We start from the raw sequence: 26,020 nt of genomic DNA, 5'->3' as shown, positions 1-26,020 counted from the left end.
TTGTCAATGATTTACAACTACAACAGTGGAAGAGGATTCTATTAGGGGTAAATTCTTTCATTCTTATTGGATTTTATTGTTTTTTAAGGAACTTATAGATAGACAATTCGTACTAATTAATATAGAGATAAGGGGGAAAGAGAATGAAGCAATTTATTCGGTGGTGTTTTGCATTAAGCATATTATTTTTGCATAGCTTTGTGACGATGTCTGAAGCATCTGCAGCACCAAATTTGGAAGTGAAAGCTACAGCAGGCTTTCAAAATAAAATTAAATATGGAGAAGGGTTACCGCTGTCAGTGACAGTCGTAAATTCTGGTGATGAATTTTCGGGAGACTTGGTTATCGACTACTCTGAGAGTTATGCAATCGGATCGGCTAAGGCCATTCCGTTTACGATTGGTAAAGGAGAAACGAAAACGATAAACCTTGCTTTACCGGGATTATCAGAAGAAATGTCCTATAACTCAGACTATCAAATGTTTTATTTTTACGAAGGTAATTGGGAAGATGGAAAAGAAATTTCGTATAAAGGTAATAAAACCATCCGACCTAATTCTTTTGGGCAAGATACAACATTTTTTCTTACTTTAACTGAGAGTGCCGATCGACTACGTGCACTATCAACAGTGAAAATGGGGGGAATGGGTGGTTCACAAATCATCCACTTGGGTCAAATTAAAGATTTCCAGTTTCCTGAAGATCCTGCAGCTTATGATCTAGCGAATTATTTAGTAATTGATGAATATGTTCTAGGTGATTTGAATGAGGAACAACAGCAAGCGATTCTTGACTGGGTTCAAACTGGTGGTGTGGTTCTGATTGGTGCTTCAGACAATACGAATGCTGAACTCGGTTTATTAGCAGAAAAATTACCGCTAAATTTGTCTGATGAAAGAAAAACACTTCAAGCTGAAAAATTAACGATTCTTTCCAGCAACAAGGAATTCACCGAAGATCTCGCCTTCTTTGGAGCAAACGTCAAAGAAGGTTCTCGTGTGCTTATGCAATCAGACAATGAACCACTGGCGGCGAGCAATCCAATTGGCAAAGGTGCGATTATTCAAACGGCTTTTTCATTAGGAGATGAACCACTTTCCAAACAAGCCAATTATTCATTTCTTTTAACAGACCTAATCAAAAAAGCGAATGTCAATCAACAGGTCAATAATTATGGTGGTCAAAACGTAAAAGAACAAATGACGTATGAAGTAGCACAAATGAATGAGCTGTTTCCATCATTCCAAGTTTCAACACCATTAATGATTACCATTGTCATTATTTACATTATTTTGGTGGGTCCATTACTGTATTTCTTACTCAAAAGAAAAGATAAGCGGGAGCATGCTTGGTGGATTATCCCAGCCATATCCATTTTAGCTTCATTAGCTATTTTCGCTTATGGCGCAAAAGACCGCCTTGTGCGTCCGCAAATTCAGCAATCCAGTTTTTATGAAGTACAGCCAGATGGAAGTCTTTCTGGTTATTATGTAGAGTCTCTGCTTACAAATCGCAGTGGGAATTTCACATTTGAATCTGAAAATGGAACGAACATGGTTGCTTCTAAACGAATGAATGCATTCTCAAACAACTCAGGGAATGTTCAAGCATCATCGATTTTAAATGAACAGGCAGACAACGATCAACTGACAGTCCGTGATGTAGGTTACTGGTCTGTGTCTTCTGTCATTGGAGAATCCAATATAAAAGAAGTTGGTCAATTTGCCATCGATTTGAAAGTTGAGGCTGGCATTGTTAGAGGAACCGTGAAAAACGAATTCCCGTTTGCTCTTAAAGATGTTGCAATCTGGTCAGGAACAAAAATGATAAAACTTGGCAATCTAGACTCGAATGAGTCGGTCGAAGTAAATGAACCGGTAGGGTCGGCGCTTTTGGTGCCAATTGCAATGAACAGCGGATCACAATATATGGGGTACGGTACAGCAATGAAAGCAACTGACCTACCAAAAGAACGTAAAAATAGTTTAATTCGTATGTCGCAAATGACAGGTGTTCAAAAGACACAACCGGCCATTGTTGCGCATACTGAAGATGCAATCGTCCCTATTTCGTTGATGGATACACGTGCAGAAATGTCAGCAATCAATATGATTTATCAGACTTTCACACCGGAAACCATCTTTTCAGGTGAGTTTACTTTACCATCTTCCGCTTTTGATATTGCAGTGAACACGGAAGAAACCTCAGGCTATTATAATCAAATGAATGAAAGTAAATTTGAATGGTTTATGGCGAATGGTACTTATACGTATGATTGGACGATTCCAAAAAACATTCCGATCCAACAAGTCAAGTGGACAGAACTTCAATTGGCAAATACGGATACTTCGTCTATTTCAGTGGAAATTTATAATGTTACATCGAAGACTTTTGAGGAAGTAACAAGCGGACGTTTTTCAATTAAAGAAAATGTTAATCAGTATATTTCAGCAGATGGGAAAGTCCAGTTTAAAGTGAATAAACAAGCCACAAATGGTGCCGACTATACGCGTTTGCCTGAATTGCGTTTAAAAGGGGAGGTCCAAAAATGATTGAGATTAAAGGGCTAACCAAGAAATACGGCTCATTCTACGCATTGAATGACTTAAATTTAACTCTAAATGAGGGGACAGTATTTGGTTTTGTAGGAGCCAACGGTGCAGGGAAGTCCACAACCTTTTCTATATTAGCCACTCTTCTGCAACCAACTGCTGGAGATGCTTTTATAAATGGAAAAAGTGTTAAAACTGAGCCACACGAAGTCCGTAAACAAATCGGCTATATGCCGGACTTCTTCGGAGTATATGATCAATTAAAAGCAGATGAGTATCTTGATTTTTATGGTGCAAGTTACGGCATACCTGAAGCTGAGAGAGCTCAACTTATACCGCAGTTATTGGAACTTGTGAATTTGTCCCATAAACGCTATGAATATGTTGATTTACTATCACGTGGTATGAAACAACGTTTATGTCTAGCAAGGGCATTAATTCATGACCCTAAAGTATTAATTCTGGATGAACCGGCTTCAGGTTTGGATCCGCGGGCTCGTGTAGAAATGCGTGATATTTTAAGACAACTGAAAGGCATGGGGAAGACCATTCTTATCTCATCACATATCTTACCCGAGCTTGCAGAAATGTGTGATGAAATCGGTGTAATCGACGGGGGCAAACTAATTGCTCATGGGTCAGTTTCAGAAATTCAAGCTCAATTAAAAGGAGAACGTCTGATTACGGTAAAACTTAAAGGTTTACCAGATCGTGCAGCAAGGTTCTTTGAAGAAGATCCATTTGTTACGGGAATTGAACAACAGCCTGAGGAACACACGATTACCTTTAAATATCGAGGATCAGAAGATGATCAAATGCGATTATTGAAGCATGCAATTGAACAGAATTTGGCCATCTTGTCATTTGCTGAGCAGGAAACTGACTTGGAAGATGTCTTTATGGAAATAACGAAAGGAGTGGAGACGGTATGAGAATGAATATGAATAATCCTGTTCTCGTTAAAGAAGTGAAGCTCCGCTTCCGGTCTCTAAAAAGTTTTACTGGTATTTTGTTCTACTTAATTGCTATGAGCATTTTCGTGTTTGGATTTATTTTTCTCACAACGGCTTTTACAGGAACAGGATTCTTTAGACCAGAAGAGAGTTTCTTCCTGTTTGGATTACTGACGTTCATCCAGTTAGGGTTAATCTTGTTTATTACTCCTGGTTTGACAGCAGGGACAATTAGTACGGAACGTGAAAAGCAAACACTGAATATTTTACTGACGACTTCACAAAGTTCGATGCAGATTATACTTGGCAAATTGTCTTCATCAATTGCATTTTTAGTATTGATGCTAATTGCAGGATTGCCAATTTATAGTTTGGTGTTCTTATTCGGTGGAATATCACCAGGTCAATTAGGTTTGATTTTCCTATTCTTCTTTTTGACCATGCTAACTGTAGGTAGCATTGGCGTAATGTTTTCGACCATTACCAGAAAGACGATTGTATCCATGATTGCAACATATGGGACGATGATTTTCCTGGCTGGTGTTACAGCCTTTTTCTTCATGATTACGATACAAGTAAACATGTTGGGGTCAGGCGTAACTCAAAGTCCTTCACCTCTTGCTCATTTCTGGGCAAGCATCAATCCCGGAATTTTAATTTTCTCATTGTTAAATCCAATGACGGAAGACTTTGTCAATGAAGCAACAAAAATCGATTTTCCGGTATGGGCAGGATACACCATTTTTTACGTTTTATTAGCTGCATCTGCGATTACCATTTCAATTAAGAAATTACGTGTCAATATGAAGAAACAAAAATGAGGAGATGCACACCATGAATAGCCGAGATCAATTACTAGCCTTTGTAAAAAAAGTTCATAGAAGATTGATAAGCGAACATTTATTTCGAGTTACGCAAACCGCATTAAGTTTTAGTCTTTTTATTACTGCGATTGTGTTTCTAGCTTCTCGGTTATTTGTATTTCCTTATTATGTTCAGTGGGCAATAGGAGCGGGAGGTATCTGCTTTGCACTTGTGTTTGTTTGGGGCGTTTATAGCAAGCCGACGTATTCGTCCTCCATGCTTAACTTTGATCAATATTTTCCTGAGAATTTGCTGATTACCTCATTACATTCCAGCGATAATGAATCAGGTTTACTGCAATCTCTGCGTGATAATACAGCTAATATGACGAAAGCGGCTTTTGATTTATTCAAGCTGAGAAAAAAGGATTTATGGCGATTGAAGTCATTAAGTGGCATTGGGATAGCTTCCATGGTATTGCTGATCCTCATTGCCTTCCCATCTGAAACTCAACTTCAAGCTAAAGACGTCGAGCTTGAAAAAGATTTAGTGAAACAAATAAAGAAAGAAGTAGCCAAGACAATAAAGAAAAACACACCGGAATTACTGAAGAAGGAACTTCAGAAATTAGAAAATGATTTAAAGGAAACTGAAACCACAGAAGAGGCATTGCGTGAATTAATCAAAAAACAAAAAGAACTTCAGTTACGTGAGCAAAAACTGACTGACAAACAAGAGGCTGCCAAATTAAGTGGGGACCCGAAAGATGGACTGACAGCAGAGGAAAAAGAAGAATTGGCTGCTCTGAAAAAAGCCACAAAAGATCTGGCTGAACAGGCAGGCAAGACACAAACAGCTTTAAGTAAATTAGGAAAACAAAATGGAAATCCTGTACAAACAGCACAAGGTCAGAGCAATCCATCCAGTTCCAATTCAAGCAATGGTCAAGCGGGGTCTCAAGGATCAGCACAAGGTCAGTCAGGCACACAAAGCCCTTCAGGCCAAGGTCAGGCTCAAGGACAAGGACAGGGCCAAGGCCAAGGTCAAGGACAGGGTCAAGGTCAAGGACAAGGTCAAGGACAGGGTCAAGGTCAAGGTCAAGGACAAGGCCAAGGTCAAGGTCAAGGCCAAGGACAAGGTCAGGGACAAGGTCAGGGACAAGGACAGGGACAAGGTCAAGGACAGGGTGCAGGGCAAGGACAAGGTGGTCAAGGTGGACTGAAAGGTGGGTCCGGTTCCGGAAGTCGCGATTTATTATCAGTTCCGTCTAGAATCGGAGGTTCAAGTCAGTCTACAGTAGATAGCGGGAAAATTGGAGAAGGTTCCTCCGCCGAAGAGCAGGAAAGCGCGGTACCTGTAACAAAAGGAACAGTCAAACCATATGAGTCTGTAATTGGGTCATACAAAGATTCGTATTTGAAAAGTTCTGAACGACTTCAATTACCACCAGATTTACAGCGAATCGTTCAGGATTACTTCTCTTCACTGGAATCAAGCGAATAATGGAGGTTTCTCATGTCATTTACACCTATAAATTATGAAGAAATGAGTCAACGTTTAAACCAAGTAAAACATGAAATTGGTCAATATATCGTTGGTCAGCAAGAGGCTGTCGATTTTACACTTTACTCTGTTTTGGCAGATGGGCATGCTTTACTTGAAGGTCTTCCTGGCTTAGGTAAGACAATGTTAATTCGAACCATATCTGAAGTCTTGGATTTATCATTTTCAAGAATTCAGTTCACACCTGATTTGATGCCTTCAGATATTACAGGAACGAGCATAATCGAACGATCGGAAGATGGCAAACAGTCATTTTCATTTAAACAAGGTCCGATTTTCAGCCAACTCGTTTTAGCGGATGAAATAAACCGCGCCACACCAAAAACGCAGAGTGCATTGCTTGAAGCGATGGGTGAAAAAACAGTGACAGTTCTTGGTGATACAAAACAGATGGCTAAACCTTTTTTTGTCCTTGCCACACAAAATCCAATTGAAATGGAAGGAACGTATCCACTGCCTGAAGCGCAAATGGACCGATTTTTATGCAAAATAGTAATTCCGTACCCATCAAAAGAGGAATTAAAAGAAATCGTTATCAGAACGACTGGTGCGAAGAATATTCAACTTCAAAAAGTGATGAATGCAGAAGAATTGATCATTGCACAAAAAATGGTCAGAGAAGTGTTAATCGCGGATGATATGCTTGCGTATGCCATTGATTTAACTTCTGCCACACACCCAAATGATGAGGCAACAGATGATGTAAAACAATATGTACAATATGGCAGTGGACCGCGCGGCCTACAAAGTTTGATTCGATTGGCTAAAGCACGTGCACTCGTTGCGGGACGCTATCATGTTTCGATTGCTGATATTAAATCAGTGGCTATACCTGCCCTTCGTCATCGCATGCTCTTAAATTACGAAGGAGAAGCGGAAGGGAAAACTGCCGATTCCATTCTCAGAGATTTACTTCAAACCATCAAACAAGGACAAACTACATGAAAAAAGATTCCATTTTACCGGAGGATTGGTCCTCCAAAATTGGACGATTACAAATATCGACGAAGTCAAAATTGCGTGGTCAGCATAAAGGGTCCCATCGCTCCATGCGCTTTGGGTCTTCACTCGACTTTTCAGACTTTAGGGAGTATCACCCTGGTGACGATGTAAGGCAAATTGATTGGAATGTTTTTGCAAGGACAAATAAATATTTTATTAAACGTTTTTTGGATGAGCAAGAAATGCGAGTGCATATTTTGTTGGATAGTACAAAATCGATGCAAGAAGAAAAAAAATGGCTTCTGGCAAAACAATTGACCATTTCTCTCGGTCATCTTGTATTAGGGAGAGACGATCGGCTATCGTTTGCGACGCCTACTGAGGAGAAACTTGCCCCATTCAGAAGAAAAGGGGCGGTATACAGAAAGGCTTTTTCATCATACATAACCAACCTTTCCGAACCAAACATGAACACGTCTTTCACTAATCACGCTGCACAATACAGTGCTAAAGATTGTACGGTATTATTTATCATTACGGATGGTTTGGAGCCAATTGCGGACTGGGAAAGATGCTTGCGCTCTATGCCAAGATTTTCGCAGGACATCCGGTTGATTATTATCCAATCGAGTGATGAAGTTGCCCCACAATTCTCTGGGGATTTGCAATTGGTCGATTGCGAGACAAATGACCGGTTGAATGTGACCGTTTCTTCAAGAATTGTGGAAGATTATGAAAAGAAAAGACATCAGCATTTTCAGGAACTCGATATTTTGTGTCGTCGTTTTGGTATTCACACTTTAAAAGTGGAAACGAGAGATGATATCAGTCATATCCTTTTCCATCAAATGATTCGGTCAAACTGGATAAATTGAGGTGAGCCGTCTATGGGCTTTGGACAACTAGTATTTTTATGGACGGCGATTATCCCAATCACGGTCCTACTCTATTATTTTTTCAGGAAAAAATATATAGAAAAAAAGATTTCTTCAACGATGTTCTGGGAAACCGTCATGAAAGAAACAAAAGTGTCTCCGTATCTTCAGTATTTGCAACGAAATGCCTTATTTTATTTGCAAATGATCGCATTGATATTGCTAATGTTAGCCTTATTGCAACCATATCTGAAATCACAGGCAATAGCAGGGGAGCACATTATATGGGTCGTTGATACTTCAGCCACAATGCTTGCGGAAGACAATGGGGAATCGCTTTTTGACACCCATAAGAAAGAAATGATGACGCTATCTGAACAACTTGCTGGAAAGCCTTTAACATTAATTACAACAGGTGAAGAGCCGACCATTTTATTGCGTGACGAAACGAACTTAAGTGTTATTCGATCCACAATTGAACGTTTGGAAATTCAATATGAACAAGAGAACTTGCCTAAAATGTTAGATTTCACGAAGTCTCTTTTGAAAGCAAAAGAAACAGCCATTTATTTATTTACGGATCACGTGGAACGAAGCGAACTCCCGTTAGAAAACGAACATATCACGTGGTTTGTAAATGGAGCACCAAAGAATCTGGAAAACGTCTCCATCTTACGTTTTGGTGCCACGGCTTCAGAAAAAGGAGTAGCGGCACTTGCTCAGCTTGAAAATGAAACTGCAACTGAAAAAAAAGGTACGCTGGAAATCCGCTCCATCGAAAATGAAGAAGTACTACTGAAAGAGTCCGTCGTAATTCCAGCAAATGATACGCTGTCGCTATCTTTCAAAGAATTACCCAGTGCGGAAGGTTTGAAAGCAACATTACAAATTGCCGATGATTATAAGATTGATAACGAGTCTTTCGTATTAATGCAAAAGCAATCTGCTCAAACCTATGTGGATGGGAATCTTCATGAGCTCGTCTCAGCAGCATTCCAAGCCATGGATATTCCCGTAAGTTCTGTTCCGACTGAGCAGATAGGGGACTTACCTAATGAGGCAGTAGTTGTAACCAACCAAACATCTCAACTCAAAGCTTCTGAATCACCTGTACTATTGATCGGTCGAAATGATGAAAATGCAAAAGAAGTAAATGGCACGATTACCACAGAGCGAGATGATGTATTTGCATACGCGGATATGTCGGATATTTACGTCAGTAGCTTGTACCCTCCATTTCCTGAATATGAGACACTTGCCCGAGTTGCAGATCAGCCTTTCATCCAACGGTCGGACAAGGGAGATTTAATCATACTCTCCGATATTCAGATGACAGATTGGCCGCTCCATCCATCATTTCCATTGTTTTTGTGGAGTGCCAGGGAACAAATGGCAACGAATTCTGAAGATATCGGAACATTTTCACCAAATGAACGCAGATCACTTTCGTTGGTTGCGGATGAAGAAAAAGGTGAGTGGGAAGTTTTTTCAAGCTCTAATGAATATATCAAAACGATTCAAAACGGCGGACAATTTTCAGCACCAAGTCGACCAGGACTATATGTTTTAACATCAGGAAAGACAGAAAAGCAATTTGCAGTGGCGCTCGAACAACAAGAGAAACACATTGAAAAAGGTACGTCTTTTGCAATCGGTTCTGCTTCGCAAGAAGATGTTCAGGAGACCGTCAAGACTTCAATGGTTCCGTGGTTATTACTTCTCATTGTATTATTGCTGATGATTGAATGGGAGGTGCAGCGACGTCGTGGGATTACGAATTGATTCACCAGCATGGCTTTTGTTAGCAATCTTGCCAGCTGTTTATTTTACATTTGCATGGTGGAAAAGTAAAAACCGATTTACACGCGAACACAAGTTCATCTTCTTCACCCGTGTCGTAGCAGTGAGCATCCTGATTTTCGCATTGGCTATGCCTACACTATTATTGCCAATAAAAGAAGAACAACTATTGTTTGTAGTAGATAGCTCAGCTTCAACTGCAGGAACGGAAGAGCAGTACACTGATTTTCTTATCAAGGCACTTGCTGAAAAGAAAGATCACCAATCAGTAGGGATCTATTCGTTTGATGAAAAATTCCAGACACAAGTACCCTTATCATTGTTAACCGAGGATGTACCGGAATTTATCGGTTCTGAAAATGAAAGCAGAACGAATATTTCTGAAAGTATTCAATTAGCAACTAATCTAGCAGATCAACAAAAAGCGACGCGCATCGTTTTATTATCTGATGGACTTGAAAATGTCGGTTCTATATCTGATCAGCTTTCTAGGATGACGGGCAGTAATGTAGAAGTTGATACGTATATTTTAAATCGTCCTGAATCAGACGATGTTGCCATTACTAGTTTTGAAACACCTCCAGTTGCTTTCGAAGGAGAACAGCAACAACTGATAGTTCAAGTAGAATCAACAAAAGCAGTACAAGGTGAACTCCTCCTGTCTCAGAATGACCAATTTCTTTCAAAACAATCTGTCCAAATTGAGCCGGGATCAAATACCTTTACGCTCAGACACGCTTCAGTTGGAGAAGGTTTATTGAAATATCAAGTTCAACTAAATGTCCATGGGGATGCATTGCTTGAAAACAATCAATTGACGAGTGTAACAATGGTTGAAAGCGCACCACATTTGTTGGTTGTTAGCAGTGACAAATTGACTTCGCCAATTCCATCCTATATCGATAATCAAGTGGTTCAGGTTGAGGCCATCCAAGCTTCAGATTTACCATATGATTTATCAAATTACCTGGCCTATGATGCCATTATTTTTGATAACGTCCCTGGCTATCAAGTGGGAGAAGCCAAAATGACTGTTATTGAACAAGCAGTCAAAAATTTTGGTGTCGGATTTATGATGGTTGGGGGAGACAATAGTTATGGATTAGGTGGCTATTTCAGAACACCGATTGAAAAATTGTTGCCGGTTGAAATGGAAGTAAAGGGTAAGCAACAATTGCCGTCACTTGGACTCATTATTGTTATGGACCGCTCTGGTAGTATGTATGGGAATAAATTTGAGCTTGCAAAAGAAGCAGCTGCGCGATCGGTCGAATTATTGCGTGACGATGATACCCTAGGCTTTATTGCCTTTGACGATCGTCCGTGGGAGATTATTGAAGCGCAAACATTGACAGATAAGGAAGAAGCCCTCGAAAAGATCCTCTCCGTATCTGTAGGTGGAGGAACGGAAATCTATCCAGGTTTGGAGCTAGCATACGAACGTCTTTCCGATCTTAAATTACAGCGAAAACATGTTATTTTATTGACGGATGGTCAGTCTGCTACTCAAAACGATTACGAAGAGCTGATTACAGAAGGTCTAGGTGATCATAAAATTACATTATCCACCGTTGCTATTGGTCAAGATGCAGACCGCGTATTGCTTGAAGAATTAGCACAATTCGGCACAGGACGTTTCTATGATGTCAGTGATGAAAGCACGATACCTGCAATTTTATCAAGGGAAACCGTGATGATTTCAAGAACATATATTGAAGATAATCCTTTTTATCCAATCATACGAGGAGATGCAGCCTGGACTAGTTTATTTGCGGAAGGGGTTCCTCAATTAAATGCCTATATTGCAACAACTGCTAAACAAACTGCGACAGTCGTTGCGGAAAGTACAAAAGAGGATCCCGTTATTGCGGAATGGATGTATGGTTTAGGACGAACGATTGCGTATACTTCGGATTCATCGGGTGCGTGGAGTGGTGACTTTGCCCGTTACAGTGAGTGGGGGAATTTCTGGAATACGGCAGTTTCCCGATTACTTCCTTCTTATAGTGAAGTCCCATTTGACATTCGGAAATCTCAGGATGGCTCCTATGCCGTTTCTGATCCATCAGGTCAATCATCATTTTTGGATATAGTAGCAGTCAACGAAGCGGGAGAAGAAATCGAAAGTCTGTCTGAACCGATTTCTCCTGGTAAAAGCCGTGTTTCATTCGATGCAGATCCAGGTCTGATTTTCCTCAGGATTTCCAATGAACAAAACAGTATGTATCAAGCAGGACTTTCAATTCCTTACAGTGAGGAATACAAAATTCAGCCGCCTAATAAGGGTCTGATGGAGGAAATCGCTAATCGTACAGGGGGTAAATTGCTTACTAGTCCTGAACAAGCGATGCGCAATATAGAATTTGAAAGCTCGGAAAGTAAGAGTATTCAAAAATGGCTCGTCTTAATTGCGATGATGTTATTTTTCATTGATATTACACTAAGAAGATTTGGTTGGCGTATGCTTTCAGGATTGGCGTCTAAAATGAAGAAATCGACAGATGATTACGTTTCACCTGTCAATGATACGAATGTTGCTCAATTGCTGAAAGGTAAAAAGAAACGCTAAAGATATTGGGGGATAAACCATGATCGTTCATGAAAGTGAAAGGTTGAAATTAAAGGTTTTTTCACTTGAAGATGAAGAAGCATCGAAATCATTTTGGGGTGATACCGAAGTGATGGTTCAATGTGGCGGCGCTGCACCCTATGAAATGTTAGGGAAAGTGCTCATGTCCTATCAAGCGTGCCATGAAAGAATGGGATTGTCTGTTTATGGAGTGGTAGAGAAAGAATCTGGACATGTAATTGGAGCTGCCGGGTTTAATATAGCGAATGGGTTAGAAAAGATTGAATTAATTTATCACTTTTCCAAATCCAGCTGGGGGAAGGGGTATGCAACCGAAGCGGCTGTATCCTGCATCGAACTGGCAAAGCAAACAAAAGGAGTTCACACGATTTTTGCTTCTGCCGATCCCAAAAACAACAGTTCCACTAAAATACTCGAAAAAGCCGGTTTTCAATTTATGGGGATGAAGTGGTTCGAAGACACAAATCAAGAAGAACCATATTTTGAATATCAAATTTTATAAGGATGAAAAGAAAAAAGGTTGTCCCAGAAGTATAAACTTCCAGGGACAACCTTTTTCTTATTGTGGGACGATAGATGATTGCTTTCTCTGGGTTAATGAAGCAATGAAGAAACATACGATTAATATAAATGTTCCAGCCATATACGGGAAACTCATATTAATATCAAATAAAATTCCCGCCAAAGCTGGACCGACCATATTACCTAAACTCATATAGGCATTGTTCATTCCGGCAGCAAATCCTTGCTCAGTTCCCGCCTGTTTTGAAATCAATGTATTAACTGCTGGTCTCAATAAAGATGCAGCGGTGAAAAATACGCTCGAAACGATCAGAATCGGCCAGAATCCATCTACAAACAAAACAGAAATCATGGCAAAAGCAGAAACAAGTAAATTTACCAGTATTACTTTCAATTCGCCAAATTTCTTGAATAGCTTATTAATGACAAACGTCTGGACAATCACACCTACAAATCCACCTGCAGTTATTAACACGGCAATTTCTCCAGGAGTAAAAGCATACTTTTTATCTACATAAAGTGCGATAGTTGCCTGGAAATTGGCCAAACCAAATGAAAAAACGAACATAACAATTAGCATTACAAAATAGGGGGTTGTGGTTGAACGTTTCATTTGTTTGAACAAATTCTCACGTTTGGCGAGCTTGCCAGTTTGAACGACTGGAGGTGCTGTCTGAGGCAATACAAACAGTGAAATAGCTGCTGCCACGAGGGAGGCAGTTGTAGCTACATAAAAAGGGAATCTTAGACTGACCTCTGCCAAAAATCCTCCGATGGCTGGTCCAATCATAAATCCTAGAGACATCGAAGCCCCAAGTAACCCCATCCCTTTGCCACGTTCTTCTTCAGTTGTAATGTCTGCGACAAATGCCATCATTGGCGGAACGATAAATGCCGACCCGACGCCGCTAAAGAATCGTGCTAAATACAAAATCCATAAATCTGAAGCCATTCCGAACATTAACTGAGACAATCCGAAAATAACTAGTCCAACAATAATCAAATATTTACGGCCAAATTTATCTGATAAGTCACCAGCTAATGGAGAAAATAAAAATTGGGAAAAAGCGAACATGGCAATTAGGAATCCGAGGGCTTGACCAGCCACTCCGAATGTTTCCAAGTAATCCGGCATAATTGGAATAATTAATCCGATGCCTGACATAGCAATGAACATATTAAACATCAGCACATAAAGTGCAAAGCGATTTGATTTACTCGCCATATACATCCTTCTTTCTTGCTCAAACTGTTTCGAGTATCTAAAAGTTTATCACATAACTAAAAAAAAGCCATTAGAAAAACCTGCCCAACGTGCGGACAGGTTTTTTGATAATTCTTTGAAAAGGAAAGTAACAGTTCATTACTGGGCATCCATTTTGAATTCCAGGAATAACTCATTGTATTTTCCGAGGGTTTCCAAGCCGAGATTCTTATAGACTTCAAGACGTTCCCGCATTTCTTCCGTCGGGTAAAAACGCTCATCGCCAGTTACTTCAGGATCCATTAATTCAATCGCCTGTTCATTCGGTGTCGAGTACCCAACATAATCTGCATTTTGTGCAGCTACTTCGGGATCGAGCATAAAGTTGATGAATTTATGAGCCCCTTCAACGTTCGCTGCCGTTTTAGGAATAATCATATTATCAAACCATAAGTTTGAGCCTTCTTTTGGCACTGCATAATCTATGTCTTCGTTAACATACATAATATCTGCAGCCTGTCCTGACCAGACGAGGGCAACAGCAGCTTCACTGCGTCGCATCGTTTCCACTATTTCATCCCCAATAATGGCTTTAATATTAGGTGAGAGTGTTTTTAATTTATCAGTAGCTTCCTGCAGTTGTTGTTCATCTTTTGTATTGAGCGAATATCCGAGAGTATTTAATCCCATACCCATGACTTCTCGTGCACCATCAACTAAAATGACTTCCTGCTTTAAAGAAGGGTCCCACAAATCTTCCCAGCTTTCAAATGTTTGTCCATCCAACAGTTTAGGATTAAAGGCGATTCCAACCGTACCCCAAAAATAAGGAATGGAATATTCATTGCCTGGATCAAAAGGCAAGTCCAGGAAGTAGGGGTCTATGTTAGATAAGTTAGGGACTTTGCTATGATCAATCGGAATTAATAAATCGTTCTCTTTCATTTTTTCAATCGCATATTCAGAGGGCATTGCCACATCATATGAGGTTCCGCCTTGCTCAATTTTTGTCATCATTGCTTCATTTGAATCAAAAGTTTCATAAACAACGGTGATTCCTGTTTCTTCTTCAAACCGCTCGACAAGCTCGGGGTCAATGTATTCTCCCCAATTGTAAACACTGATTGTGTCGCTGCCTGATCTTCCAGAAGATTTGTCCAACTGATTATTTACATAGAATAAAACTCCACAAATAATCAGTATTGCTACTGCCGCACGAATGATCTCTTTCATTTCGGTACCCCCGTTCTAAGCGGGTTTTTCGTGCGATTCGTCACGAAGTAATAACCAAGAACTAATAATAGAGTGACGATGAACAAAAGACCCGATAATGCATTAATGGTAAGTGTGATGCCTGCACGTGCCATTGAATAAATTTCAACAGATAAGGTAGTAAACCCATTTCCTGTTACAAAAAAGGTGACCGCAAAATCATCCAAAGAATAGGTTAAGGCTAAAAAGAAACCTGCGAATATCCCTGGTTTAATATACGGAATGATTACACGGCTAAGGACTTCGCGTTTGGAAGCGCCTAAATCTAGAGCTGCATCAATTAAAGTACTGCTCATTTCCTGTAATTTCGGTAAAACCATAATAACGACGATTGGTACGCTAAAAGCGATATGTGAAATCAATACAGAAGCAAAGCCCAATTTCACGCCAACCATTGTAAATAGTATTAAGAAAGATGCACCGATGATTACGTCTGGGCTTACAATCAAAACATTGTTTAATGATAATAGTGCATTGCGCGATTTTCGGTTTTTTAAATAAACGATACCGATTGCCCCAATCACGCCAATTGCCGTGGATATGAGGGCTGACAATAATGCGATGATGATTGTATTAATCAGAATCATGATAAGTCTTGTATCCGCAAAAACGGCTTTATAGTGTTCTAAAGAAAATGACTTGAAACTGGACATTGTACCACCACTGTTGAATGAGTAAAAAATCAAATAAAAAATAGGTGTGTACAAAATGATAAAAACAAGGGCTAAATAAACTTTTGATAATTTACTTGATCTGTTCATTTGAGAGTGCCCCCTTATCTTTTTGGCCAGTCAGAATCATGATAATAACCATAAACATTATCAAGAATACAGCAATGGTCGAACCCATACCCCAGTTCCGAGTCACTAAGAATTGTTGTTCAATTGCGGTCCCTAACGTAATAACTTTGTTACCTGCAATTAGTCTTGTAATCATGAATAGTGATAGGGAAGGAATAAATACGGCCTGTATGCCAGATTTTACTCCATTAATTGTCAAAGGAAAAATTACTTTCGTAAATGTGGTCCATGTAGATGAGCCTAAATCACGTGCAGCATCAATCAGTGTTGGATTCATTTTATCGAGAGAATTAAAAATCGGTAATATCATAAATGGAATAAAAATATAGACGGAAACGAAAATGAAACTGAAATCGGTGTAGAGAATTTGTTGAGTGCCGATTCCCATCGACTCAAACAGTTTGTTTAAAGGACCTTTTACACCAAAAATACCAATAAACGCATATGTTTTTAGCAATAAGTTAATCCATGATGGAATGATAATAAGCAATAACCATAATTGCTTATGTTTTGTTTTCGTCAACCAGTAAGCTGTAGGGTATGCAATGGCTAAAGTGAAAGCAGTAATAAGGAAAGCATACCAAAATGAACTCAAGGTCAATTTTAAATAAACGGAAGTAAAGAAATTCTGATAGTTGATGAATGAAAAATTACCATGTAGGTCAAACAGAGAAAAATAAATAACAAGAACGAGTGGTGCAATAACAAAGAGCATCATCCATCCGAAATAAGGGACTAAATAATAAGATCGGTTTGTGTTATTTTGCATGGTTCTCTTCTCCATACGATTCCAGACGCTTGTCAAACTCTTCTTCGGTTTCATTCAAGCGCATGACATGAATCGCTTCTGGGTCAAAATCCAAACCGATTTCTTCCCCGACTGCAGCCTTTTTCGTTGAATGGACTAGCCATTCATTTCCATCTTTATCAAAAGTCGATAATTCATAATGAACACCGCGGAATAGTTGCGTGTCTACTTTGACCGTCATTTTGCCTCGGTCGACAGTCGTAATTTCCAAGTCTTCCGGACGGATGACAATATCTACTTTTTCGTTCGGAGATAATCCCTTATCCGCACATTCAAAATCTTTTCCGCCAAATTGTACTCGATAATCGGCAATCATCACTCCAGGAACAATATTGGATTCTCCAATGAAATCTGCAACGAATCTATTGATTGGTTCATCATAAATATCCATTGGTGTGCCACTTTGCTGAATGACTCCGGCATTCATAACAAAAATTTCATCGGACATTGCCAATGCTTCTTCTTGATCGTGTGTTACGAAGATAAAGGTTTTGCCAAGTCGTTGTTGTAATTCACGGAGTTCATATTGCATTTCGGTTCTTAATTTAAGGTCAAGTGCCGATAATGGTTCATCAAGCAAGATTACTTCTGGGTCGTTTACAATCGCGCGCGCAATAGCCACACGTTGTTTTTGACCGCCGGACATTTCGACAATTTCACGGTTCTCGTATCCTTCTAAATTGACAAACTTAAGTGCTTCCAAAACTCTGCGAGTAATCTCTTCTTTTTTTAACTTTTTGATTCGCAAACCAAAGGCAATGTTCTCAAAAACATTCAAATGAGGGAAGAGGGCATAGTCCTGGAAAACCGTATTAACTTGACGTTCATTTGCTGGTACATGATTAATTTTGTTGCCATTAAAATAAATGTCACCACTTGTAGGTTCCATGAAACCGGCAATCAAACGAAGAATTGTGGTTTTACCACAACCGGATGGACCAAGTAATGTGTAAAATTTCCCACGTTCAATTTCAAAACTCACATTGTTTAACACAGGTGTCGCGCTATCATAAGATTTTGTGACGTTTTCAAAGCGGATAATGGTATTGTCTGTCATGATTGACCTCCTGAATTATAAATAAGAATGTGTAGCAACAATCAAAACTTCGGTTTCACCGTTATGATGATTCGTCAATTGGTGATGGTCTGAAGCTTCAAAGTAAAGGGATTGGCCTTCCTTAGCGAAATACTCATGAGTTCCAAGAATGAGTCTTACTTTGCCGGTTAAGACATACATAAATGTTTCGGATAATGAAGGCTCGAATTGCTTAAATTCTCCCGAATTTAAAAATTTCACTAGAACTGGTTCCATTTCTTTGTCGTTTGATTCGGGAACTAGCCAGCGGATTTGGTACTTCTTTTCATCGTCACTAAAAACGGTCTGGTCATCTTCCAAATAAACGACTCTTTGATTTTTTTCATCGTCAAAAAAATCTTTCGGTTTTGTTCCAAGCACTTCAAGTAAAGAAAAAAGAGTTTCAATGGATGGGGAATTCAAATTTCGTTCCAATTGCGAAATGTAGCCTTTCGTCAAATCAGTACGTTCGCCTAATTCTTCCTGAGTTAACCCTTTCTTAATGCGTAAGCTTTTGATTTTGTTTCCTATTTGCATAAAGAGGTGCTCCTCCCAGGTGTGATTAAAAACAAATTTTTTTCTGAAGTTTACTATCACAATACTTTAAGTTTACTATAAACGTCTTTTATTATACAAATTCCACCAAATTTTGCAAGAGTTTTATTTTAGTTAAGAAGAAATACTTAACAACTAAAAAAATCCCATCTTAAAAAGATGAGATTTCAGATTATAGACACACAATAGAATAACCAATGAAAGAAATGCTGATTTCCGTTGCGGCGGACGCGTTTCGCGGGCACGGCCTCAGTCTCCTCATCACTACGTTCTTGCGGGGCCTTCAGCTCGTGCTATTCCCGCTGAAAAGAAATTGGTTTGCCAATTTCTTTGCGACGAGTAACCGCAGGAGCAGTCTTGTTTTCGCCGTCTCTACTCCAATCAATAGAAAGGCACTATTATCACGTTTTTCTAAAAATATATAAGTAGGAAAGTGGTCGGCTATTTCTGAAGACTCCTGCGGAAAAAACGGAACATGCAAGACCCCGCAGGCAACGAATTGTGCGCAATTCGTTTGCGACGAGTAACCGCAGGAGCTAAGACAAAGGAACGGAGGCTAGAGCGCCACATCGTGTGGCAACGCACCGTGACCAACATCCTGTTGGCCCGAGGCTTGCGTTTCGTCCGCGGAAAGCGAAAGAAATAGCCGACCACCTTCTTTTTTGACCGAGTGCATTAAATACGAATACGATTTTATATACTCTTAAATTTATCTATATTGATCACGTTTCCATTTTCGGAATTTCTTCCATAGTCCTTTGCCGCCAGTTGTTAGTAATAAAATTACTGAAAGAGAAATGCCGGTTAGTGCGGTAATTAGTGAAATCCATTCAAAAAATGAATAGCTAGGCACTTTGGACCAATCAGTTTTGCCTTTCCAATCTTCAATGACCAGATTCATTCCATAAATACCGGATACTACTGTAAAGACGGTTAGCATAAATAGCAACATATTATGCCGTTTATTTGACTGATTCTCTTGAGCGCGGTAAAGCTCATGCAATGTCTGTTTAACTTCTTCATAGAGTGAATTCAAATGAAACGTATCTCGATATGTTTTAGTTAACTCTTTTCCTTCAGTACGAGAAGAAACTTCCCCAAAATAATATCTGGAGGAGAACTTAGAAATTAATTCGATTAGTTCTTCCACATAATCTTCATCCTGTTCCCATTGGATCTCGCTATACTCGAATGACATACGCAATAACATGATTTTGTAGAAGTAATGAAGCAATAAATTATAATGATGCGTTCCCATGAATTGCGAAAGGGGTCTCGCCAATTGTTCACGTGATTTTATGGAAACGGTAATTTGGGTATGGTCGGAAGTAACTGTATATGAATCGGGTGCCCAACGGTCATGCACATGATTTTGCACATAGCGCTCGATGTACTCAGCATTCGTACTAGACATGAAGGGGCGTCCTTCCGGATTCTTTCCATCCAATTGACCCATTCGGTATAACTGGTCTCCACTAATCGGATGTTCACCGTCAGCAATGAAAAAACCTGAAGATAGCATACGTTCGTCTTCGAAGAAAGGAAGGCTGCCGAAATAGCCTGCCCGTTTATCATCATGAACGATGTAAGCTTTGAGAGAAGGACAGAGATAGCCAAATACAAATTCATTCGTTGTATTGAATTCCCGATCATCTTTTCGTATAGTGGCTCCTTTTTCTTCATCGAGTTTTGGTTCTAGCACCCGAAAATGATTCATAAAATCGAGCACTTCAGATAATTTTTCTTGTTCTTCGTCCATTTCAGTCCGGATTGTTATTATGCCAATGCCAAATGGGCAAATCATGACATCAATACTGTTAACCAAAAAAGAAAAAGAGGTTTCATGAACTTCCAGAGTAAAGGATTCATTGACGCGTTTGGAAAAGCGGAGAAACCCTTGTTGATCGGTACGTTGGGGAAATAATTTTCGTTCCAGGAATGGTAAAAAGTATTGATCCAATTCTTCATGCTTAACTTCTATATCTTCACCATAAAATCCACGCTGTAAATCTTTTTGATCTAATGAAAAAAACGTAAAGTGATTTTTTCGTAAATGATCAGCTAGGTTTTCACGTTCTTTTTCATGGAATGAAAATGGAAAAAGAAAAGACATGTAAGCCTGATCCAAAGTTAGAGGATGTATTTTTGCAGTTGAATCCATTTTCAAGACCTCCACTATTTTTTCTTTCATATATATATGTTACCATGAAACTCGGAAGGAGTGACGGTTATGGGAAGAACCATGATGTTATTTTTGGATCCTAAAGTACGACAACATAAAAAATCACAAAAACAAATTGAAGGCACTTTTCTTTTGGTGAAAAACCGTGTCATTGCCGATGACGAAATTAGTGATTATTGTAATGATTGTTTTGAAGTTTTATCCTATCATGAGGAATACGACGCTTGTTACTGTGAGCCATGCAATGCTTGGCGAGAAGAAGCTTGCACAGATCCAACATGTGAGTATTGTGAATTGAGACCTAAACGCCCTTTAACATAAGGTTGTTGAAGGTCTTTTTTTATTTTGGTTTATAAAAAAACATCATGATATTGTTTCTACTTTTCTCGCTTGAATAGTTTACCTCTAGATGAGCATACTAAACATTCGACACGAATTAGACGTAAAAATTTTTCCTTCTGCTAGTTGAAAGCTGATGAATTGATTTGCAGTACGGACTTTGTTATTCTTTAAATTGTGCTAATAACGAATACAATTCGTTAGCAGATAAATAACTTCTTGGAGGTTTTCACATGACTGAACGTATGGTAGGTAAACAAGCACCCCGTTTCTCAATGGACGCAGTGCTGGCAGATAAGTCTTTCGGTAAAGTAAGCTTGGAAGAAAACATGAAAAACGATAAATGGACAGTGTTGTTCTTTTATCCAATGGATTTCACTTTTGTATGTCCAACTGAAATCACTGCAATGTCAGATCGCTATGATGAATTTGAAGATTTAGACGCTGAAATTATCGGTGTTTCTACAGATACAATCCACACTCACTTGGCTTGGATTAACACAGCTCGTCAAGACAATGGTTTAGGTGAATTGAAATACCCATTGGCTGCAGATACAAACCATGTAGTATCACGTGAATATGGTGTATTAATTGAAGAAGAGGGAATTGCTCTTCGTGGTTTATTCATCGTCAACCCTGAAGGCGAAATGCAATACCAAACAGTGTTCCACAATAATATTGGCCGTGATGTTGATGAAACTCTTCGCGTATTACAAGCTCTTCAAACTGGTGGTCTTTGCCCAGCAAACTGGCGTCCAGGTCAAAAAACTCTTTAATTAATTGAAAGAGGTTTACAATTAGACCTTGTTTCATGTGTTTTATTAATTAGACACCAAAATTCCCCACGCATACGATACGCAGTGGGGATTTTTTACATGTATCATTGAGGAGGAAAAACAATGAAATTACGTTCACCTATGCCTGATTTGTCAGGCGCAACTGCATGGCTAAATGGAGAAGTTGCAAAAAGAGAATTGATTGGCAAAAAACCAACACTCATTCATTTTTGGTCTGTTAGTTGTGGTCTTTGTAAAGAAGCAATGCCGGAAATAAATGCATTCCGTGATCAATATAAGAATGAACTAAATGTAGTAGCTGTCCATATGCCACGTTCAGAGAAAGACATGGATCTGTCAGAAATTAAGAAAAGCGCCGCAGAACATGATATTACACAGCCGATTTATGTGGACAACGATATGAAATTGACTGATGCTTTCGATAATCAGTATGTTCCTGCATATTACGTTTTTGATAAAGAAGGTCAACTTCGTCACTTCCAGGCGGGTGGCAGTGGAATGAAGATGCTTGAAAAACGTGTTAACCGTGTGTTAGATGAAATTCGTAACTCTTAAGACATTTTAAATTATGAGAAGAAAAAGTGCTTTACATGATGGAATTCAGAGAAATAAAGTTCTCTGTCATTCTTTCATGTTGGGGCACTTTTTTTGTTGTCTATGAAAATTTGATTGAAGTGAAATAACAGAAGATAAAAATGAAAATTTCAATTTATGTAAAATATCAGTCAAAAGGGGGTAGTCATTTATTTCGGAATCCGATATATTAAATACTATGTCTTTCGAATTAGGGGGAAATAGCTTGGGAATTTTTAAAAAACTGAAAGAATACTACTGGCCAAATAAACATTTATTCTTTTGGTCCTTGTTCATGCTCTTAATCACGTTGTTAATTACAGTTGCTTATCCAATCATTTTGCAACAGACGATTGACCGTGTTATTAAGGGAGAGCAATACGATTTAGCTTGGAAACTTGCTGGGATTTTTATGGGTCTTATGATTATCAAAGGAATTGCGACGTATATTGGGCAATACACGGGTGATATGTTCGGTATTCGCTCGGTCTATGAATTACGAAATGCGTTATATTCAAAATTGCAACGACTGCCATTTTCTTATTATGACAATGCAAAAACAGGGGATTTAATGTCACGACTGACTGCAGACGTCGAAGGGTTCAGATTCTTCTTATCGTTCGGATTCGTTGAGTTGTTCCGTCTGGTATTTCTAGTATCCGTTTCTCTTTGTGTCATGTTTTACTATTCCGTATCATTAACATTTGTGTCGATGGCTGCCATGCCTTTATTGGTCATTGCAGTACTGCGATTCGATAAACTGGTGCATCCGGCATTCCGGGACATCCGTAAATCCTTCGGTAAATTAAATACCAATGTTCAAGAAAACATAAGCGGGATTCATACAGTTAAGTCACTTTCCCGTGAATCGTTCCAAATTAATAAATTCAACAATTCAAATGGTGATTATAAAGATCGTTATTTATTTACTACTGAAATCTGGGCAAAGTACTTCCCGGTGATGGAATTCCTCGGCAATATCAGCGTAGTCTTTTTATTCGGCTATGGTGGATTCCTCGTAATGGATGGTCAATTAAGCGTTGGACGTCTCGTGGCATTTTACAGCTTGCTTGGCTATATCATTTTTCCAATCATGAACTTAGGCTTTACGGTCAATTTATTTTCCCAGTCTAAAGCATCAGGTGAACGGTTACTTGAAGTACTAGAAGCACCTGAACCGATTCAATCAAAAGTCGATGCAGTGGATGGCTCTAATATGAAAGGACATGTAGTCTTTGAAAATGTGACGCTTCAATATCGTAAAGAAGATCAATTGGCTCTTGATGACGTGAATTTGACGGTAGAAGCTGGTAAACGTGTAGGTCTAATAGGAGCTACTGGTTCAGGTAAAACAAGTTTAACTCAACTGTTAACGCGTTTTTATGAACCGACAATAGGGACAGTGAAAGTAGATGGCATTGCTGTCGATGAGTACTCTCTCACTTCACTACGATCTAACATTGGCTTTGTTCTTCAGGAATCATTTTTATTTTCTTCATCGATTAAAGCCAATATTTCATATGGCCGTCCCGATGCAACGATGGAAGAAATCATCGATGCGGCGAAACGTGCCAATGCACATGAATTTATCATGGAACTACCTGATACGTATGACACGATGTTAGGGGAGCGGGGACTTGGTTTATCGGGCGGACAAAAACAACGAATTGCAATTGCTCGTGCCTTATGCCAAAATCCTGCCATTTTAGTATTGGACGATGCGACTAGTGCTGTTGATATGAAAACGGAGCTGCACATTCAGCAAGCATTGGAAGAAGTGATGAAAGGCCGTACGACGTTCATCATTGCTCACCGAATTTCTTCGGTAAAACATGCAGACGAACTAATTGTGTTTGAGCATGGGAAGATTGTTCAGCGTGGTACACATAATCAATTGATTAATCAACAAGGATTGTATAAACGAATTTATGAAATTCAATACAAAGACCAACTAGAAAATATTTACGCATAGAAAGGCGGAATCATAATGACTAAACAAATCAATCCCAGTGTATTAAAACGATTCCGCTACTCTTCGGATGATGTAATTGATGCACCGTTTAACTGGTCCCAACTTGCTCGGCTATTTACGTACGTAAAACCTTATTCAAAAACGCTATTACCAAAAGCTTTTATCGCCGTCACAATCACAACACTCATCAGATTAATCATCCCTATTCTGATAGGTGAGTATGCCATTAATCAAGCATTGGAAAACAAAGATGCACAGATGCTTTGGGTGGTTGTCACCTCTATTGCCGGTTTATATATTGTCAACACGATTGCCAACCGGTACCGAATACGATGGATGAATGAGCTCGGTCAAAATGTGATATACGATTTGCGTAAGCATTTATTTACACATGTTCAATGGCTTTCACATCGATTTTTTGATCAACGGTCTGCCGGTTCCATTCTCGTCAGAATTATGAATGATATTAACTCTTTGCAAGAGTTGTTTACGAACGGGGTTATAAATTTGCTGATGGATTTACTGCTTCTAGCAGGGGTTCTAATCATCCTGTTCACACTCAGTCCACCACTCGCTTTAGCGGTACTTGTTATTTTGCCGTTAATGTTCTTCATCTCAACGACTTTACGTAAAAACATTCGTCGTTCATGGCAAGATGTCAGGATGAAACAAGCAAAAATCAATGCCCATTTGAATGAAAGTATTCAAGGTATGCGAATCACTCAATCATTTACTCAGGAAAATGAAAATATGGCTTTCTTTAATGGAATAAACGAAGAAAGCTTTGAATCATGGCGTGTTGCCACTAAAAAGAACTCCATGTTCCGACCATTCGTAGAAATGACGAATGCGGTTGGTTCAGTTGTTTTAATTTTGTACGGTGCGTATTTAATTCAAAATAACCAGCTTGATCTTGGCGCATTCGTCGCATTTGCCTTTTACCTAGGCATGTTCTGGGAGCCAATTTCACGTTTAGGACAGATTTATAACCAATTACTAATGGGAATGGCATCTTCTGAACGCATATTTGAATTCTTGGATGAGCAGCCGTTAGTGCATGAAAAAGCTAACCCAACCAAAATCAATCAATTGCAAGGACATATTGAATTTGAAAATGTTCAATTTGGTTATGAAAAAGATCGCTTAGCATTAAAAGGGATTTCACTTGATATGAAGGCAGGGGAAACGGTTGCCCTGGTTGGTCACACAGGTTCTGGTAAAACAACAATTGCTAACCTTGTATCGCGTTTTTACGATCCGACAGACGGAGTAGTGAAAATGGATGGAATGGATATCCGCGATTTGTCATTAAGTGCATTACGTGAACAAATCAGCATCGTCCTTCAGGAAACGTTTATTTTCTCTGGTACGATCATGGATAATATTCGCTTCGGTAATCCTCATGCAACAGATGAAGAAGTTATGAAAGCCGCAGAAGCTGTGGGGGCCAATCGTTTTATCGAACGTTTATCGAATGGCTACGATACAGAAGTGGAAGAGCGCGGAAACATTTTATCTGTTGGTGAACGTCAACTATTATCTTTTGCACGAGCATTGCTTGCAAATCCTAGAATTATCATTTTGGATGAAGCGACAGCTTCGATTGATACGGAAACTGAACTGCAAATTCAACAGGCGTTGCGTACACTTCTTAAGAATCGGACGGCCATAATGATTGCTCACCGACTCTCGACTATCCGTGAAGCGAATCAGATTATTGTGTTGGAACAAGGACGTGTTCTTGAATCTGGCGATCATGATTCTTTAATGAAAGACCGTGGTCATTATCACCAGTTGGTCATGTCCCAATTTGGAGAAGCCCTAAATTGAATTTGAGCGTCA

At 39.3% G+C, this 26,020-nt stretch carries 21 protein-coding genes; 14 read left to right on the top strand and 7 right to left on the bottom strand.

Annotation, left to right across the window (positions count from 1 at the left end):
• The first annotated feature begins 143 nt into the window (after positions 1–143).
• Genes M9R32_RS04720 through M9R32_RS04680 form a run of 9 tightly spaced genes read left to right on the top strand, consistent with a single transcriptional unit; the run spans position 144 to position 12,581 of the window.
• Positions 144–2,552 (top strand): hypothetical protein, encoded by a 2,409-nt coding sequence (locus tag M9R32_RS04720; protein ID WP_269925583.1) that lies wholly within the window; start codon positions 144–146, stop codon positions 2,550–2,552.
• Positions 2,549–3,484, top strand: a complete 936-nt coding sequence (locus tag M9R32_RS04715; RefSeq protein WP_269925582.1) for an ABC transporter ATP-binding protein — start codon at positions 2,549–2,551, stop codon at positions 3,482–3,484. Before M9R32_RS04720 ends, M9R32_RS04715 begins: the two co-directional genes overlap by 4 nt.
• On the top strand, positions 3,481–4,326 hold the full coding sequence (locus tag M9R32_RS04710; RefSeq protein ID WP_269925581.1) for an ABC transporter permease: 846 nt from the start codon (positions 3,481–3,483) through the stop codon (positions 4,324–4,326). The genes M9R32_RS04715 and M9R32_RS04710 overlap by 4 nt, the downstream gene beginning before the upstream one ends.
• A 13-nt stretch (positions 4,327–4,339) precedes the next feature.
• Positions 4,340–5,812, top strand: coding sequence for a coiled-coil domain-containing protein (locus M9R32_RS04705; RefSeq protein WP_269925580.1), 1,473 nt, complete (start codon positions 4,340–4,342; stop codon positions 5,810–5,812).
• A gap of 12 nt (positions 5,813–5,824) precedes the next feature.
• Positions 5,825–6,817 (top strand): AAA family ATPase, encoded by a 993-nt coding sequence (locus M9R32_RS04700; protein WP_269925579.1) that lies wholly within the window; start codon positions 5,825–5,827, stop codon positions 6,815–6,817.
• Positions 6,814–7,689, top strand: coding sequence for a DUF58 domain-containing protein (locus M9R32_RS04695; protein ID WP_269925578.1), 876 nt, complete (start codon positions 6,814–6,816; stop codon positions 7,687–7,689). Before M9R32_RS04700 ends, M9R32_RS04695 begins: the two co-directional genes overlap by 4 nt.
• Before the next feature lie 12 nt (positions 7,690–7,701).
• Complete coding sequence (locus tag M9R32_RS04690; protein WP_269925577.1) at positions 7,702–9,471, top strand: vWA domain-containing protein; 1,770 nt, start codon at positions 7,702–7,704, stop codon at positions 9,469–9,471.
• Entirely contained in the window at positions 9,455–12,058 is a 2,604-nt protein-coding gene (locus M9R32_RS04685; RefSeq protein WP_269925576.1) for a VWA domain-containing protein, read from the top strand. Before M9R32_RS04690 ends, M9R32_RS04685 begins: the two co-directional genes overlap by 17 nt.
• Positions 12,059–12,077: 19 nt before the next feature.
• Positions 12,078–12,581: a GNAT family N-acetyltransferase gene (locus M9R32_RS04680; RefSeq protein WP_269925575.1), complete on the top strand. Its 504-nt coding sequence runs from the start codon at positions 12,078–12,080 to the stop codon at positions 12,579–12,581.
• Between the two features lie 57 nt (positions 12,582–12,638).
• On the opposite strand, the gene M9R32_RS04675 is transcribed toward M9R32_RS04680, so the two are convergent.
• The 7 genes from M9R32_RS04675 to M9R32_RS04645 all read right to left on the bottom strand — a co-directional run bounded on the left by M9R32_RS04675 (position 12,639) and on the right by M9R32_RS04645 (position 20,476).
• Entirely contained in the window at positions 12,639–13,826 is a 1,188-nt protein-coding gene (locus tag M9R32_RS04675; RefSeq protein WP_269925574.1) for an MFS transporter, read from the bottom strand.
• Positions 13,827–13,964: 138 nt separating this feature from the next.
• Positions 13,965–15,038: an ABC transporter substrate-binding protein gene (locus M9R32_RS04670; protein WP_269925573.1), complete on the bottom strand. Its 1,074-nt coding sequence runs from the start codon at positions 15,036–15,038 to the stop codon at positions 13,965–13,967.
• A complete protein-coding gene (locus M9R32_RS04665; RefSeq protein WP_269925572.1) occupies positions 15,035–15,838 on the bottom strand; it encodes an ABC transporter permease in 804 nt (267 codons plus the stop codon). The genes M9R32_RS04670 and M9R32_RS04665 overlap by 4 nt, the downstream gene beginning before the upstream one ends.
• Positions 15,822–16,646 (bottom strand): ABC transporter permease, encoded by an 825-nt coding sequence (locus M9R32_RS04660; protein ID WP_269925571.1) that lies wholly within the window; start codon positions 16,644–16,646, stop codon positions 15,822–15,824. Before M9R32_RS04660 ends, M9R32_RS04665 begins: the two co-directional genes overlap by 17 nt.
• A complete protein-coding gene (locus tag M9R32_RS04655; protein WP_269925570.1) occupies positions 16,636–17,742 on the bottom strand; it encodes an ABC transporter ATP-binding protein in 1,107 nt (368 codons plus the stop codon). The genes M9R32_RS04660 and M9R32_RS04655 overlap by 11 nt, the downstream gene beginning before the upstream one ends.
• Positions 17,743–17,757: 15 nt before the next feature.
• Positions 17,758–18,297 (bottom strand): helix-turn-helix domain-containing protein, encoded by a 540-nt coding sequence (locus tag M9R32_RS04650; protein WP_269925569.1) that lies wholly within the window; start codon positions 18,295–18,297, stop codon positions 17,758–17,760.
• 727 nt (positions 18,298–19,024) lie between these two features.
• Positions 19,025–20,476 carry a magnesium transporter CorA family protein gene (locus M9R32_RS04645; RefSeq protein ID WP_269925568.1) on the bottom strand — a complete coding sequence of 484 codons (1,452 nt, stop codon included), beginning with the start codon at positions 20,474–20,476 and terminating at the stop codon, positions 19,025–19,027.
• Positions 20,477–20,545: 69 nt separating this feature from the next.
• On the opposite strand from M9R32_RS04645, the gene M9R32_RS04640 reads away from it, so the two are divergent.
• The 5 genes from M9R32_RS04640 (at position 20,546) to M9R32_RS04620 (ending at position 26,008) form a co-directional block, all read left to right on the top strand.
• Positions 20,546–20,818: a hypothetical protein gene (locus M9R32_RS04640; RefSeq protein ID WP_269925567.1), complete on the top strand. Its 273-nt coding sequence runs from the start codon at positions 20,546–20,548 to the stop codon at positions 20,816–20,818.
• A 251-nt stretch (positions 20,819–21,069) separates the two neighbouring features.
• Positions 21,070–21,612, top strand: a complete 543-nt coding sequence (locus M9R32_RS04635) for a peroxiredoxin (RefSeq protein WP_269925566.1) — start codon at positions 21,070–21,072, stop codon at positions 21,610–21,612.
• 123 nt (positions 21,613–21,735) lie between these two features.
• Positions 21,736–22,188: a TlpA family protein disulfide reductase gene (locus M9R32_RS04630; protein WP_269925565.1), complete on the top strand. Its 453-nt coding sequence runs from the start codon at positions 21,736–21,738 to the stop codon at positions 22,186–22,188.
• A gap of 244 nt (positions 22,189–22,432) precedes the next feature.
• A complete protein-coding gene (locus M9R32_RS04625; RefSeq protein ID WP_269925564.1) occupies positions 22,433–24,178 on the top strand; it encodes an ABC transporter ATP-binding protein in 1,746 nt (581 codons plus the stop codon).
• Between the two features lie 15 nt (positions 24,179–24,193).
• On the top strand, positions 24,194–26,008 hold the full coding sequence (locus M9R32_RS04620; protein WP_269925563.1) for an ABC transporter ATP-binding protein: 1,815 nt from the start codon (positions 24,194–24,196) through the stop codon (positions 26,006–26,008).
• Positions 26,009–26,020: the final 12 nt, after the last annotated feature.

It is taken from the genome of Paenisporosarcina quisquiliarum (genome assembly GCF_027563315.1).
Classification (GTDB): domain Bacteria; phylum Bacillota; class Bacilli; order Bacillales_A; family Planococcaceae; genus Paenisporosarcina; species Paenisporosarcina quisquiliarum.
This window is presented reverse-complemented; position numbering and strand designations above follow the sequence as displayed.